The organism is Burkholderia sp. RF4-BP95 (assembly GCF_001521985.1).
Classification (GTDB): domain Bacteria; phylum Pseudomonadota; class Gammaproteobacteria; order Burkholderiales; family Burkholderiaceae; genus Burkholderia; species Burkholderia diffusa.
Genome location: NZ_LOSX01000009.1, coordinates 119,568 through 133,816, shown reverse-complemented (window position 1 = coordinate 133,816; position 14,249 = coordinate 119,568). Strand labels below are relative to the sequence as shown.

The following is a 14,249-nucleotide window of genomic DNA, read 5'->3' as shown; positions in this document are numbered from 1 at the left end:
GCAATGTCGCATGCTCTGGACGCGAGATTGCGGCGCCGGACGGCCCGTTAAGGCGGGAGGCGACCATTCCATCTAAATGACCGTTACACCAAAAATATTGATAGATATACTTATGTCAAGTAACCGGGAATACTTATGAACCTGAGAGCGATCCCATGGAACCTTCCGGCATATTTGCACGCGGCGTCAAATTCTCTAACCGTTCTCGGCTGGCACTGCGAGCCAGTGCTGGATCCGGCGAGTAGTAGACGATGACTAAGCTCTTCTCGGCCCGGCTGCAGGTCACGTAGAACAAGCGGCGGGTGCGGTCCGAACCGGTCTCTCGGCCGGCAGCTTCATTTTCAAGGTCCGCCTTTGACTTCTCCTTGGTACCGAAGAATTTGACGTAGGCAAAAAGAAAACCTCGCGCCGCGTCGTCATTGATCACGACCAGTACGCGTGGGAACTCAAGCCCCTTGACGCCCTGATGCGTCCCGAATTGCGACTGTCCTCGCGCGTACAAGTCGTAGCGCTCGATCTGGCTCAGTGGTGCCTCAAGCGCTTTGCTCCATGCGCTCAGCTCAGGACTGGTGTCTTCGGCTTCCCCGTCCTCGGTGCGCTCGACCTGATCGCCCTGCCCTGAGCTGTCCTCGGCCGCTACGGCCTTGGCGTCACCGGAAACGAAGGGAGCCAGTGTGTCCAGGATGGAAAACAGACCCGTCTGCACAACAAACTCGAGCACAGCCGGAGCATTGATCTCAGGCGGTTCCGCGATCAGCGCCAGAAGCCCGTCGCACGCTGCCTTAGCCTTGCCGAGCTGCGCGACCTGATTCGATCCAGCCTCTTGAAGCGCTGCGCGATCCAGAAGGGGCGACGACGCCTTGATGATCGCAGTAGCCCCGATGCGGTCGTTGGCACGAAACTCCTTGACCAGCGGCAACACGTCCCTGACGAAGAATCCAAGACCTGCTCCGGCGCCTTGAAGCAGGCTCGTCCTGAGGTTGTCGATCGCCCAAAGCGGCTCGAAGAATTCCGCGAAACCGAATCGCCTGGCAGACATCAGGTTCTCAAGGGCGAGCGTCTTCACCGTGTCAGAGTTCTGCCAGGCCTGGTCACCAGCAATCGTCGCCATACGCTGACGTACTGCCGCTTCAATGGCGAAGGGGTCGGCGCCTGCCTAGGGCGCGATGAAGACCCGGACCACGCCCTTTTCAGCGTCGCTGCGGGGGACCTGTTCCTCGCCATCGACATCGACATCGTGGCGGATGCTGTTGATATCCGTGAGCCGATCGGAGGTGCGTAGTGCCAGCTTGTCGCGCCCCCAAATTTAAATTTTCAGGCTGCAATCCAGAGTTGACGCCCCCGATTTTTTCGAGACAGCTCACTGGCAAGACGACAGTTTTATGCAAGCGGGGTTAACGTCTTCGAGATACGCTTTTTCAGCGTTACGAAATCCACCGATCCAGACATTAATAATTATAGGACCCATGAAACACAAGAGTGTTATTTAAAAATCGCGTGATGCTTCAACGCGAATCAATAAAAACACGCATTTCCACCTCTTTTTTTAAAATTTTCCTGAATCAAAATCATGATTAATTCTGTCAAAATCTGGATTAACGCTACCATTCTGAGTCAACGATCGCATCGGCCTTCTATAATGCGTGAAGCAGGGTCTTCTACGGCAGTAGATAACATCGTCCTACGGGATCGCGTGGTTAACGTAACGAACTCCCAGAATAGAGATCAATTTCCGAAATCGGATTTTCAACAAGCGCCATCCAACTGGGCCGGCCCCCGCGAAAGCAGCGAGGCCAATGGACGAGTCAAGCCGTCGGCAGCGCTACACGGCCTCCCCACCGAACTCGTTCATCAGATTGCCGAATATCTGCCTCATGGTGATCGGCTTGCGCTGGCCGGGGCCAATAAAAGGTTACGCGATGCACTTGCGCCGATGCGAGACGCTTCCCTGAAGGTACGCGATGAAGAGGTGCCAAAGCAAATCGCGGCATTACTCGATAGTCACGACCCGAGAGTAGCGACCGCCTTGCTTAAGGAATTTTGGGCTGTGCCACCCAAACTGCGAGGCATGGTTCTAATGAGACTTATCTGTGTGATTAGCAGTTGTCCACAGTCCGAAAGAAAGATGCTGTTCGATGGCGCCCTCAAGGAACTTATGGATTTGCCCGCCGAACAACGCGATAAGAAGATGGAATGGACTAATGGTCCGATGATGGAAGCGCTAGCGATAAATGTCTCTAGCCTGTCGAGCGCCGACGAAAAGGTAGTGGTTGAAATTCGGAAGGCCATCGACAAAGCAACGTCGGATTTGACCAACGAACAATGCCGCAAGCTGAACCGGGAATACGATGACGTTATCTGGGCGGGCGTATCTGGCCGACGAGCGGCGGTCGATGGTTTTCTCAAAGCACTCGAGGATCTGCCCGCCGAACAACGCGGCAAGGTGCGGGCGAACCTCGCCGGAGTGATCCCTTGGCCAGGATGTGAGCAATCAGCGGCGTTGGATGACATGTTCAAGGCGCTCGAGACCCTCCCCCCCCAACAACGCAATTGGCCGGTGCAAACCATTTTGAACGATATCGATTGGGGCGCAATCCGCGTAAAGGGGGCGGCCGATCGCTATCGTGCGTTGCTGACAAACCCGCCTTATTGACACGAGTCATATCAGCTCCGACTCCAACCGAAAAGCGGCGTTCGATGACGCCCTCACGCTGCCGTCAGCCGAAGTAATCTATGGTCCACCCCATTTTTGCAACACTAATCTTCGATGTGATGGTGATTTGCCTAAATCTATTCGGCGTCGTTGACCGTAAGCGCGAAATCCTCCGCACCTAACCGGCACTGCTGAATCGATCCACGATGACAGCTGACACGATTGACCTCGATTTCCTGCCCCTGAAGGTGACCCATGTCTCCCCGAACGGCAAGCGATCATTTGATCCTGATGGGAAACGCCGCCTGGCGAGGCATGTTTACAACCCGGCGCTTCACTATCAGGTCTGGCGCTCAAGGCCGGGGTGAACGCGAACCAGCTACGCAAATGGGCCGAGATATACCGGAAGGCGGGCGTAACCGCCGCAGCGCCTTGCCGATCACCTTGTTCGAGGGGACGAGGTTGTTGAGGAAGCCGATTGAGCCTTCGAAGCCGGGGGCATAGGCGCGGCCGCAAACGCTCGGTCGAACCCGGCAGTTACTTGCTCTGGCACATCATGTCACCCTACACGCAAGACTCGCTTCCACGTTTAAGTTCCAGGCGAATCTGCCCTGCTTCGGCGGGACCTTCCACCTGCCAGCCAAGGCGCTCGTAGAACGTCTGAGCCCGTGTGCCAGGCGTGGTTGCCAACCAAACCATTTGCAGTTCCCTCGACCACAACCATGACACCATTTCGTCGTGCAGACGCCGTCCGTAACCTTGTCCCTCCGCGTCTGGATGCACGAAGAGCGCCCAGATACTTCCGTTGACGGCGTCGGCAATACCGAAGGCCCAAATTCTGTCGTCTACCTCGATGACCCAACCTCACCCGGTATCTTCGATTGAACGTCAAACGTCTTCTTCTGGAATCACGATTCCTGGCGCCAGCCGGTTTTCCCGCACTGCGAAGCGCACGTCAAACATCTGCGGAATGTCCTGTATTTTGGCCAGCCTGATCGATGCCAATTCATTCTCCTTGGGTGTACAGCCTATAGCGGATGAAACGGTTTCCGCAAAGTTCAGTTTCCCCATCATTGATGAACCCAAGACGCTGCATACTTTTCCGCTGACGTCTTGTGTCCGGCAGCAGTGCCGTGATGGAAGCCAGACCCATTTGGGAAAACGCCATGCTGATAATTTGTTGATAGATCACGTGTCCCATTCCCCAGTATTCCGGAAGGAGCACCAACGCCAGGTCGGCATCACCGGATTCATGTTGCAACCCTCCCCATCCGGCAAATTTTCCGTCGACGAAAAAAGCCAGAGGCCCGTATCCGTGGCGTGCCCACTGCGAGTCCTTTTCCAGAATCCATGCGAGACATTTCCTTTCGTCAAAGGTGTTCTCAGCAAGTGGCATGTGACGCAAGACCAGGGGATTGCTGTTCAGTGCGACGACCTCTTTCACGTCCGCCTCTGTGAGGCGTTTGCATTCAAGCTTCATCTGAACTCCTTGACAATTTGCAGGATGCGGCTACGAGTTGCCGGCTGCAATCTTTAGCACGAGCGGATCGCGCTCGCGGAGAAAACCGGAGCGTTCATAAAACGGGGAACTTCTGTCGCTCGGCGATACCGCAGGCAACTCCAGTCGTTGTTTCTGGGACCAACGCCGCGCCTCAGTCAGCAAATGACTGCCGATGCCCTTGTCGCGAAATTCGGGCAATGCGAGCAACGACTGGCGCGTAACTGGATGCTTCTCGCAGAATGCCAGCAGGACCTTTTTCGAAATGATTCGCTTGGGTCAAGTGCAGTCCCATTTTGGGACTGCGGCAAGTCTTGTTGATTGACGGGGTTGATGAGCGCGTTGACGCTAAGCTGCGAAGACCGCTAAAAAGGGGGCGGATAGCAAGATCGGCTAGTTCGATAGCGCCGAGCAAACATTTCTGACCCTGCCTCGTTTTCCATGCGTGATAGAACTACACGCCGACCTATTCGTAGGACATCGTGATGGTCGCCTGCGCATCCGCTTCGCCGCCAGTGACCTTCGCGCCAGTCTGGATGTAGGCCGCCTCGAATTTCAGATCGATGTGCTGATTGTCCTGGTCAGGCTGGTATTGGCCGACCGGCATGGCGTGTCCTAAATTCACGAAGGCCTTGTTGTCGTCGTCCTTCACCTGCACGCTCACACCCGATGCGCCATTTGCATTCGATAACGACAGCGCTCCAGGCTGAGATGGATCAATTTTCGAACCACCCGCCCCATTCATCAGGTACGACAATTTGTTAATCCCCGTCGGGCACGTCATCGATACCGTAAACGGCTTGAAATCGGATGTCGTGCCGGGCCCCGTGAACTTCGACAGCGAAATGTCGTTACCCATAGACACACCGATCTGCTTGGTTAGGATTTCGCAGGTGGGTTGGCGGATGAGGACGTGACCGATCGCATGGAAAGCAATACCATTAAGTTGACTCAACTCGACACCATTCTGTCCTAGATCGATGTCCCCAGGATTAATAGGACCATTAAGTCTAACTAGGGCAGCCCTAAATTGTACAGAGAATTTTTGGCCGTTAGGCCATCCGCTGGCAAAGTTCGTATTAAAATCACTTGCGGAGGGAGGCACCCATGGCTCCCAACCCTCCCCCGCTTTCTTAATCCGTACGCCCAACGCCAACCCAATTCCTTTTGTCCCTGGTAGTGGCATAACGGGCACGGGCTCCCCATCCGGACCATGTATTACCGAGATTTGTTTGGAATTATGGTACTTCAAACTTAGACCATAGAATCCGATCGCATGAAGAGATTTTTGAACTGGTGTCGTACTATACCATTGAGATATCACAGTATATGGCGCAAGTTGATTTGAGTACAGGGTGACGGATGATGGAAATGGAAGCGGCTCATCAACGGACTCGCCGCTCCACGCATTCGAGCAAAAAAAAACAATATTGATACGACGATACGAAAATATCTATGCATAACTTCACTCTTGATGGACGTTATCTTGTCGACCCGAAATTAATTATCTTAAATTAAGTTGCATGACGGATAGGTTTGCGCATGAAATTCGCAAGCGATGCGTCGCCGGGATTTTTGAAGGCAACGCAAATAGCTACTCCAGCGATGGCCTTCAGTTCAGACCAATTTTATAATGAAACATCGACCATTCGGCATCAGCCCCATCCGAATCCGAATCGTCGGCCGCTCATATTGGTATAGGAAATATCCTTGTGGAGGCACCGATTTATCCGGCTCGGTGGTCATCGCTGACGCAGCCGAGGACGTTGTAGAAGATAGTTCGCGGAACGAACCCACGACGATGAAACGGCAAATGAGCTTTGCGGAAGCGGAAGGCGCAGGCAAGAAGCGCGTGACCCGGCGTCAGCGTTTCCTCGACGAGATGGAGAAGCTCGTGCCGTGGTCGCGATTGCTGACGGCAATCGAGCCGTACTACCCGAAAGGAACTCGCGGCCGCCCGCCGATCGGTTTGGAGCGGATGCTTCGAATCTACTTTCTGCAGCAGTGGTACAGCCTGTCGGACGAAGGGCTCGAGGATGCGCTGTACGACAGCATCGCGATGCGGGCGTTACCGGGATTGATCTGGCCATCGAGAATGTGCCGGATGCGACCACGCTGCTGAAGTTCCGGCGCCTGCTTCTCGAACATGACCTGACGCGCAAGCTGTTCGACGAGATTGGCATCTCGCTGTGCGAACGCGGGCTGATGAGGAAGGAAGGCACGCTGGTCGATGCGACGATCATCGAAGCGCCGCCGTCGACCAAAAACGCCGAGAAGCGTCGCGATCCGGACATGCATCAAACGAAGAAAGGCAACGAGTGGCACTTCGGCATGAAGGCGCACGTGCGACCTGAAAGTCGCTTGAATTTCTGTCTAACTCAACGAGCTGTCCGTTGTGATTAAACCGGTTGTTCCGTCGCCGACCACCTCGCGGGATCGCCTATTAATCAGCGCTTCCCTAACTGTCCAGGTGTTCGCAAACGCGTACCCACTTCGGGGGCAGAGCCGATGGTGTAAGAAGATATTTTCCGATTTTAAGGTTAGCTATTTGAAATTAATTCTATAGTAAATCAACAATCATTCAACACCAGCCCCATCCCAAGTCGAATCGCCGTTTCCTGAAATTTGTATGGGAAATATCTGAGTTCAATCCGCAACGAAGCCGAGTCGCCGTCCATTGAGATCAGTCGATTCCTTTGAGTTTTGTAAATTTCCGATTTCTGACGATTGAGCAATGCGCCATCATGATTTCGCGGACGAATGCCCTCCCTGCCCGCAGACGGTGCAGCATGTCGAGACCGCCTTGATCGACAGCCGCGAGGCAACGGGCGGCGCCACCGCGCTCGATCAATGGGGCACGCTGCTGCCGCGGCCGGAAGCGGGCGGCGCCAATCTCCATCTCCGTGCTGGAAAGCGCCGGGGTGTGGCCCTATCCGAGCATGGTCAACTTGGCGGCTGCAAGGAGCGCTCGGCGGGAAGGCCGTGAGAAAAGCCTGGGTGCGCGCCCGATCGCTGAAGCCTCGCACGCGCTGCGCGCGCGCTCGTGTGGGCTAATGGCTGTTCTCAGCACGGTTGTTCACCCGGGCCGAAGCGTTAACACGAGGCTGACATTGGCCAGCTCCGGCATGTTGGCCTTCGCGGTAGCGTAGCTGCGCAGTTGGTCGGCGACGATCTTTCGCGGTGTCGGGCAGGAGCGCGGTACCCGCTGGAAGAAGCGCTTGGTAGCCGCCTTGTCGCGGCGCTTCTGCACCAAGACGTCCAGCTCGACGCCATGCTCGTCGACCGCCCGCTACAGCAAGTAGGTGGCGCTGCTGCGCGAACGCCAGAAGCTCGATCACCGGCAGGTTGCTGAGCAACTGGCAATGCTGCGCAACGGACAGCTCGCGCAATGCTAAGCGCAGTGAGCGCTTGGGGAGTAATTTTTCGTCATCGCTGGACATCGACGCGTCCCCACAAGCAGCGTCATTGTGCCGCCGCGAGATCAGCCAGCGTGATCAGTGACAGCATCGGATCGAGCGGCGACGCCTCAAACCCGACCCGTTCGTAAAACGCTTTGGCCGAATCGGACAGCGCGTGGACGATCATGCCGCGAATCCAGATCGCAGCGGCCGCGTGCAGCACGCGCAATTCGGCATCACGCACCAGCGCACGACCAATGCCTCCGCCCTGTTGTGTCCGATCGACTGCGAGCCGACCCAACACCACAACAGGGATTGGATCCGGCATATTGCGCCGGAATCGATCGGGCGTAGCTTCGACCGCGACGGCACCAGATGCGAGTGCGTAATACGCACGCACCTGCCCATCTTGCTTGGGTTGCGACGAAGGTACGCGACGCACCGCTGCGCTGATTGGCGAGCGCGCGACGTTTGAGCCACGTGTCCCAAGCTCCTGACGCCGGACTCGAAGGCGTCCAGGGCGTGCTCGGCTGTGAGCGGCTGCGGAGCCATCCACGTCATGCGGCAGAATCCCACGGCGCGGGCGTCTGCATGGTTCGACGCAATGCGACATTCGGCTGGGCTGGTGCGTCCAGGCGTGCGGGGCAGCAACCAAGACAACCTGATCCAGCAGCGTCTGCTCGGCGGCCGAACGCGCAGCGTCGAGAATGGAATCGGTGCGGGTTTTGCCGAGCGCTGCTGCGGCGCGATCGATCAGGCTCCCCGAGCCGGTGCCTGAAGCACTCCGCAAGTGCACACGTCCCTCGGTTTCCCAGACACGGTGCTCCGCAAGCCAGTCTCCGCTGCGCAAAACCAGCCTTTCCGTACTGGCACGCTTCATGCATGTTGAATTACATTCAATGTACTTGAGCGAGATTCACTAACGTTTCTTTCACGACATCGCACTGCAAGGGGGCATCATGCATAGGTCTTTCCGCACTCTGATACTGTCGTTGGCTGGCGCGCTAGCGTTGTGCGCATCCGTTCCAGGCTGGTCGCAAGACAACGATCTGCTGTCCCGAATCAAGGCGAACAAGGAAATCACAATCGCCACCGAGGCGCGCTACGCGCCATTCGAATACATCGATAACGGCAAGATCGTTGGCTATGACGCCGACCTCATGCAGTACGTGTTGAAGTCACTACCCGATGTGAAGGTCAAGCAGCTCGACCTGCCATTCCAGGGCCTGCTGCCGGGCCTTGACGCAAAGCGCTTCGATATGGTCGTGACCGCTGTCACAGTCAACAAGGACCGCGCAAGCCATTTCGCATTCACACTGCCCATAGCGGACGCCACCACCGGCGTCCTGCTGCGCACCAACGAAACATCGATCAAATCTCCTAACGATCTGAACGGAAAGATCGTCGGCTCTCAAACCGGTTCTGCCCAACTGCAGGCACTGATTGCGCTCGACAAGAAACTCAAGGACGCAGGCGGTCCCGGTATCAAGCAGATCAAGCAGTACGTCGCCTTCGACGAGGCCTATGGCGACCTGGCAGTGGGACGCCTCGACGCCGTGGCACAGTCGGTCGCCAACCTCGGCCCGCTGATGAAAGCGCGCCCGGGCGTGTTCATGGTCATGTCGCAAACGATCGGCCCGAAGAGCTACTTTGCCTGGGTGGCGCGCAAAGATGCGGATAGCGCCGCGCTCGCCAAACTGTTCAGCGAGGGCATCGCACGCGCGAACAAGGACGGCACGATGAAGAAGCTTCAGCAGAAATGGTTCGGCACGACGATGGATGTACCTTCCGACGCGCTGCCCGAACCGACGATGTAACAGCAGCGTGGCTTGTTTTCCGGTCATCGAAACGACATGAACACTCCTGACCTGCTCGCCCGCTGCCTCAGCTATCTGCCCCAATTGATGGACGGCGCACTGACCACGCTGTGCCTGTCCGCTGCGGCGATCGTCTGTGGTTTCTTCGCCGGTATTTTCATCTACACGATGTCGGCAAGTGACAGCACGCTGATGTCCGGCGCGGCGCGGGTCTATGTCAGTCTGTTCCGCGGCACGCCGGTGCTCGCGCAACTGCTGGTGTTCTACTACGTGCCCTCGGCGATCGGGCTGACGTTGCCCGGCGTGGTTGCGGCTGCGATCGGGCTGTCTCTGAACACGGCTGCGTACCAGTCGCAGATTCTGGGCGCCGGCTTCCGGTCAATTCCGCGCGGCCAGATCGAAGCGGCGCGCACCTTCAATCTCACGCAGCGACAGACGCTATGGCATATCGAGGTGCCCCAGGTGCTGGCGGCGACGCTGCCGGCGCTGGTGTCGGAGACGATCGACATCGTCAAGGCTTCGGCGGTCATCTCGGTGATCGCTGTCACCGACCTGATGCGCGTCGGCCAGCAGCTCGCCTCAGCCAGTTATCGGCCGCTGGAGGTCTATACGCTCGCGGCGTGCTTCTACCTGGCGATTACGTCACTGCTATCGCTCGTCGCGCACGGCTACGAGCGGCGTGTCGCAAAGCGCGCCTGATGCCAGGAAACGGTGCCATCCCATGAATGCATTCCTCTCCCTCGTGCCGCGCTTTACCGCCGCCATGCTCGTGACGCTCGAAGTCAGCCTGCTCGCAGCGCTGCCGGGCATGGTGGGCGGCTTCCTGTTGAACGTGCTGCGGATGCGTTTTCCGCAGACGCTGGCCTACCCTTATCAAGCGTATGTGTGGCTCGTGCGCGGAACACCATATCTATCGCAACTGGTGATCGTCTATTTCGGCCTGCCGATGCTAGGCCTGACGATGAGCGCCGTGCAGGCCACCATTCTCTCGCTGTCGCTGTATTCGGCCGCGTACTTTGCCGAAATTTTCCGCGCTGGATGGGCCAGCATTCCGCGCGGCCAGATCGAGGCGGCACGTGCATTCGGCATTGACCGGTGGGCGGCGTTTCGTGCAATCGAGCTGCCGCAGGCCGTCGCCTTCGCGCTGCCGCTGCTCGCCAATCAGGTCATTCTCGTGATCAAGGAAAGCGCAGTCGCATCGATCATCACGGTGCCTGAACTGACCATGACCGCAAGCGACATCGTTGCCTCCACCTATGCATATATCGGGCCGTACGCCATGCTGATCGTCAGCTACTGGCTCCTGACCCAGGCCGTCGCGCTACTTGCCGGACGGGCCGCGACCTTGATTAGCTTTTTGCAGAAGACCTCATGAGCGCTCTCCCCATTCTTCAACTCCGCGCGGTCGGCAAGTCGTATGGCGCCACCCGCGTGCTCAAAGGCATCGATCTCGACGTGATGCGCGGAGAAATCGTGACGTTGATCGGTCCATCCGGCTCCGGAAAAACCACTGCTTTGCGCTGCATCAACTTCCTCGAGGCGTACGACGAGGGCGAGGTGTGGATCAAGGGGCAACTTCTCGGCTATCGCTCAGCCGGCCGCACGGAGCGCGATCGCGACAGCGACGCCAGCCTCGCCGAGGTGCGCCGGCCCGTCGCGATGGTGTTTCAGCAGTTCAACCTGTGGCCGCATATGACCGTGCTCGCCAACGTGGCTGCGCCACTCGTCCTGTCAAAGAAAATCCGCAAGGACGAAGCGCGGCGCAAAGCGCTGGCAGCGCTCCAGCGCGTCGGCCTCGAGCACCGGGCGGACGCTTACCCGTCGCGGCTGAGCGGCGGCCAGCAACAGCGCGTTGGCATCGCGCGTGCCCTTGCGATTGAGCCCGAAGTGATGCTGCTCGACGAACCGACCTCCGCACTCGACCCCGAGCTGGTCGAAGAAGTGCTGAGCGTGATCCGTTCCCTCGCGCAGGACGGCATGACAATGGTGATGGTCACGCACGAAATGAGCTTCGCCGCGAAAATATCTGACAAGGTGGTGTTCATGGAAGCGGGGCGCATCGTCGAAGCCGGACCGCCTGCACAGCTTTTCGGCAACACCCGCACACCGCGCTTGCAGCAGTTCCTGAAGCCTTGGTTCGACCGGAGCCTGCCGATTGCAGGCAACGCTGCCGGGGCCTGCGCTACGCTCGGCATGGACGCGCCGGAAAACGGCGCGTCCCGGGGGGCCGCCGCATGACGCCGCATCGCCCCGATCATGCTGCTCAGGCTGCGAGCGCACACGTCGATCCCTCACGCCTGCTCGGTTCGATCGACGCCCTGGCTGCATTCGGTGCACGCACCGACGGCGGTGTAGATCGCCCGGCACTGTCGGCGTGCGATATCGAGGCGCGCCGCCATTTGATCGAACGCGCACACGCGCTCGGCTGCACCGTCACGACTGACGACTGCGCGAATCTCTTCATTCGCCGCGCCGGCACAGAAGATATCGCGCCGGTCATGACCGGCAGCCATATCGACACGCAACCTACCGGCGGCAAACTCGACGGCTGCTATGGAGTGCTGGCCGGCATCGAATGCATCGCGGCGCTGAACGATGCCGGCATCCGGACCCGGCGTCCACTCGACGTGGCGATCTGGACCAACGAGGAAGGCACCCGTTTTCAGCCCGGCGCGATGGGTTCGAGTGCATTTGTCGACCCGGCGCTCCTCGAACGCTATCGCGACGCGAGAGATGCGTCTGGCACCACGCTCGCCTCTGCACTGGACGCGCATCGAAAGACCTTCCCGACGCTCGGCAAGCACGACGCGCAGCAGCCCACGCGCGCGTTCATCGAACTGCATATCGAGCAGGGGCCGCAACTCGAACTGGCAAGCGTTCCGCTGGGTGTTGTCTGCGGCATTCAGGGCGTGCGCTGGCATGCAATCACCTGTGAGGGTGTCGCGGCGCACGCCGGCACCACGCCGATGCATGCACGCCATGACGCGATGACACTGGCGATCGCCGTGCGCGCTGAAATCGAAGCATTCTCAACCGCGCTCGGTCAGGAACATACGCGCGTGACGTTCGGGCGCTGGTCGGTGGCGCCGAATTCGATCAATACGATTGCATCGGCTGTCACCTTCACCGTCGATTTTCGCCATCCCGATACCGATGTGCTCACGGCCTTCGATGAGCAGCTCGCGCAATGCGCAGAACTGCATCGCGTCGCGGTCGAGCCGCTGTTCTCGCATGCGCCGGTCTGCTTCGACGACGCATTGGTTGCACGCCTTGCCGACGCATGCGCCGCACTCGCCGCTCCAACGCTCACGCTGACATCGGGCGCTTTCCACGACGCCATGTATCTGGCACGCCACTGCCCGACCGCCATGCTGTTCGTGCCAAGCCGCGGCGGGATCAGTCACAACCCGCTCGAATCAACCGACGACGATCACCTCGTGCTGGGCACGCGCGCTCTCGCGCATTGCCTTGCCACTCTCTGCAACGAACCTTGATGAAGGAGTCTCAATGAGCACGACTCATACCGAAGAACTGCATATGCACGACAACGGCACCGAACAGGGCCTGAATGCGACGCTGCACGAACCGATTTCGGCAGACGGCACACCGGAACTGGGCAAGACGTATACCGTTCCTGCCCGTTGCGGCCGCGCGGTGCGCCTGAAGGCGGGTCAGACCATCCGCATTGCGAACCCGCACGGCACCCAGGTCTGCGATACATGGATTTTCAACGCGGCGCATCTCAACGAATTCCTGTCGTTCGAACATACACGCGCCTATCTGGACAAGGTCGTTCCGCAGCCTGGCGACCCACTCGTCACAAACCATCGGCGGCCCATCGCGGAACTCGCCGTCGACACGTCGCCGGGCGTACACGATACGCTGATCGCCGCATGTGATCTTTACCGCTACAAGAATCTCGGCGTCGAGGGCTATCATGACAACTGCGCCGACAACATGCGCCTCGCGCTGAAGGCAATCGGCCTGCGCGCGCGGGAAGTGCCACAACCGTTCAACCTGTGGATGAACATTCCGATCAAGCCCGACTATACGATCGACTGGCTGCCGCCCGTATCGAAGGCCGGCGACCATGTTGACATCAAGGCCGTACTGGACTGTGTGGTCGTGATGTCCGCGTGCCCACAGGATATTATTCCGATCAACGCGCTCAATCCAGTCAACGTCGAGTTCACGGTGATAGCGTAATCCGCTCTTTCAACCTTTCCGATATTGCAACGGTGGCAACCAGAAAAACCTCATCCCAAACTGGCCGCGCCTCGGCCAGCAAAGGCTCAGCACCGTCGCAAGCCACGCCGGGCGATTCACTCGGTGTGCGTCTGAAGCATGCGCGCATGGTGCGGAAACTCACGCTCAAGGCTCTCGCCGAGCAGGCCGGCTGTTCGGAAAGCCTGCTGTCAAAAGTCGAAGGCGGTCATGCGACACCGTCGCTTGCCACGCTTCACCGACTGGCGCAGGCGCTGTCGACCAACATCGCAGCCCTCGTGTCCGGGCCAGACATCAACACGTCGCCGGTGCAGCGCGCGAACGCGCGGCCGTCCGTCAGCTTTCCGACTGCCCGCAACCGCGGTTCGATCGTGCTGGAGCGCGTGGTGGTGCCAGGCCCCGGCCAGTTACTGCAAGGCGACATCCACGTGATCGAACCGCACACAAGCAGCGACGAGCAGATTTCCCACGCCGGTGAAGAGCTAGGTTATGTGATCGAAGGCGAATTGGAACTGACTCTCGGCGACGAGCGCTACGTGCTGCAAACGGGCGATTCGTTCTATTTTCCAAGCAGCGTACCGCACAGCTACCGCAACCCGGCCAGGACCGTGACCCGCGTGCTGTGGATCAATACGCCGCCTACCTTCTAGGAACCGTCA

General features: G+C 58.6%; 15 protein-coding genes and 5 pseudogenes. 12 read left to right on the top strand and 8 right to left on the bottom strand.

What is annotated here, in order from left to right:
* Positions 1-133: 133 nt before the first annotated feature.
* Positions 134-1,111 carry a hypothetical protein gene (locus WS46_RS02425; RefSeq protein WP_257127709.1) on the bottom strand — a complete coding sequence of 326 codons (978 nt, stop codon included), beginning with the start codon at positions 1,109-1,111 and terminating at the stop codon, positions 134-136.
* Between the two features lie 459 nt (positions 1,112-1,570).
* Between WS46_RS02425 and WS46_RS35005 the strand changes: the two genes are divergently transcribed.
* Positions 1,571-2,653: a hypothetical protein gene (locus WS46_RS35005; RefSeq protein ID WP_156437007.1), complete on the top strand. Its 1,083-nt coding sequence runs from the start codon at positions 1,571-1,573 to the stop codon at positions 2,651-2,653.
* A gap of 206 nt (positions 2,654-2,859) precedes the next feature.
* Positions 2,860-3,086: pseudogene (locus tag WS46_RS36325) on the top strand (transposase); the annotation flags it as partial.
* Positions 3,087-3,217: 131 nt separating this feature from the next.
* On the opposite strand, the gene WS46_RS36840 reads toward WS46_RS36325, so the two are convergent.
* From WS46_RS36840 to WS46_RS33265, 4 genes are all read right to left on the bottom strand, one after another.
* Positions 3,218-3,508, bottom strand: coding sequence for a GNAT family N-acetyltransferase (locus tag WS46_RS36840; protein ID WP_082721813.1), 291 nt, complete (start codon positions 3,506-3,508; stop codon positions 3,218-3,220).
* A 151-nt stretch (positions 3,509-3,659) separates the two neighbouring features.
* Complete coding sequence (locus WS46_RS02415) at positions 3,660-4,133, bottom strand: GNAT family N-acetyltransferase (RefSeq protein WP_059534749.1); 474 nt, start codon at positions 4,131-4,133, stop codon at positions 3,660-3,662.
* 30 nt (positions 4,134-4,163) lie between these two features.
* Positions 4,164-4,361 (bottom strand): GNAT family N-acetyltransferase, encoded by a 198-nt coding sequence (locus tag WS46_RS36835; RefSeq protein ID WP_179949110.1) that lies wholly within the window; start codon positions 4,359-4,361, stop codon positions 4,164-4,166.
* 256 nt (positions 4,362-4,617) lie between these two features.
* Positions 4,618-5,106 carry a fimbrial protein gene (locus WS46_RS33265; protein WP_059596270.1) on the bottom strand — a complete coding sequence of 163 codons (489 nt, stop codon included), beginning with the start codon at positions 5,104-5,106 and terminating at the stop codon, positions 4,618-4,620.
* An 846-nt stretch (positions 5,107-5,952) separates the two neighbouring features.
* Here WS46_RS33265 and WS46_RS02405 point away from each other — a divergent pair.
* Positions 5,953-6,497 (top strand): annotated as a pseudogene (locus tag WS46_RS02405) (IS5 family transposase); the annotation flags it as partial.
* A gap of 388 nt (positions 6,498-6,885) precedes the next feature.
* Entirely contained in the window at positions 6,886-7,137 is a 252-nt protein-coding gene (locus tag WS46_RS35000) for a hypothetical protein (protein ID WP_156437005.1), read from the top strand.
* Here the strand turns inward: WS46_RS35000 and WS46_RS02395 are convergent.
* Together WS46_RS02395 and WS46_RS02390 are read right to left on the bottom strand one after the other, a co-directional pair.
* Positions 7,121-7,440: pseudogene (locus WS46_RS02395) on the bottom strand (DDE-type integrase/transposase/recombinase); the annotation flags it as partial. The gene WS46_RS35000 and the pseudogene WS46_RS02395 sit on opposite strands and share 17 nt — an antisense overlap.
* 173 nt (positions 7,441-7,613) lie before the next feature.
* Positions 7,614-8,110: pseudogene (locus WS46_RS02390) on the bottom strand (GNAT family N-acetyltransferase).
* Here WS46_RS02390 and WS46_RS36320 point away from each other — a divergent pair.
* Positions 8,109-8,327, top strand: a complete 219-nt coding sequence (locus WS46_RS36320; RefSeq protein WP_257127708.1) for a hypothetical protein — start codon at positions 8,109-8,111, stop codon at positions 8,325-8,327. The pseudogene WS46_RS02390 and the gene WS46_RS36320 sit on opposite strands and share 2 nt — an antisense overlap.
* Here WS46_RS36320 and WS46_RS36315 read toward each other — a convergent pair.
* Positions 8,238-8,429 (bottom strand): annotated as a pseudogene (locus WS46_RS36315) (hypothetical protein); the annotation flags it as partial. The gene WS46_RS36320 and the pseudogene WS46_RS36315 sit on opposite strands and share 90 nt — an antisense overlap.
* Before the next feature lie 79 nt (positions 8,430-8,508).
* On the opposite strand from WS46_RS36315, the gene WS46_RS02385 reads away from it, so the two are divergent.
* From WS46_RS02385 to WS46_RS02355, 7 genes are read left to right on the top strand one after another with little or no spacing between them, the layout of a single operon-like run.
* On the top strand, positions 8,509-9,366 hold the full coding sequence (locus WS46_RS02385; protein WP_059534743.1) for a transporter substrate-binding domain-containing protein: 858 nt from the start codon (positions 8,509-8,511) through the stop codon (positions 9,364-9,366).
* 36 nt (positions 9,367-9,402) lie between these two features.
* Entirely contained in the window at positions 9,403-10,065 is a 663-nt protein-coding gene (locus WS46_RS02380; protein ID WP_059534741.1) for an amino acid ABC transporter permease, read from the top strand.
* 22 nt (positions 10,066-10,087) lie between these two features.
* Positions 10,088-10,741 (top strand): amino acid ABC transporter permease, encoded by a 654-nt coding sequence (locus tag WS46_RS02375; protein ID WP_059534739.1) that lies wholly within the window; start codon positions 10,088-10,090, stop codon positions 10,739-10,741.
* Positions 10,738-11,604 (top strand): amino acid ABC transporter ATP-binding protein, encoded by an 867-nt coding sequence (locus WS46_RS02370; RefSeq protein WP_082721810.1) that lies wholly within the window; start codon positions 10,738-10,740, stop codon positions 11,602-11,604. Before WS46_RS02375 ends, WS46_RS02370 begins: the two co-directional genes overlap by 4 nt.
* Positions 11,601-12,860 (top strand): M20 family metallo-hydrolase, encoded by a 1,260-nt coding sequence (locus WS46_RS02365; RefSeq protein ID WP_059534737.1) that lies wholly within the window; start codon positions 11,601-11,603, stop codon positions 12,858-12,860. Before WS46_RS02370 ends, WS46_RS02365 begins: the two co-directional genes overlap by 4 nt.
* A gap of 13 nt (positions 12,861-12,873) precedes the next feature.
* Positions 12,874-13,572 carry a DUF1989 domain-containing protein gene (locus WS46_RS02360; RefSeq protein WP_059534734.1) on the top strand — a complete coding sequence of 233 codons (699 nt, stop codon included), beginning with the start codon at positions 12,874-12,876 and terminating at the stop codon, positions 13,570-13,572.
* Between the two features lie 32 nt (positions 13,573-13,604).
* Positions 13,605-14,240: a cupin domain-containing protein gene (locus WS46_RS02355; protein WP_257127707.1), complete on the top strand. Its 636-nt coding sequence runs from the start codon at positions 13,605-13,607 to the stop codon at positions 14,238-14,240.
* Positions 14,241-14,249: the final 9 nt, after the last annotated feature.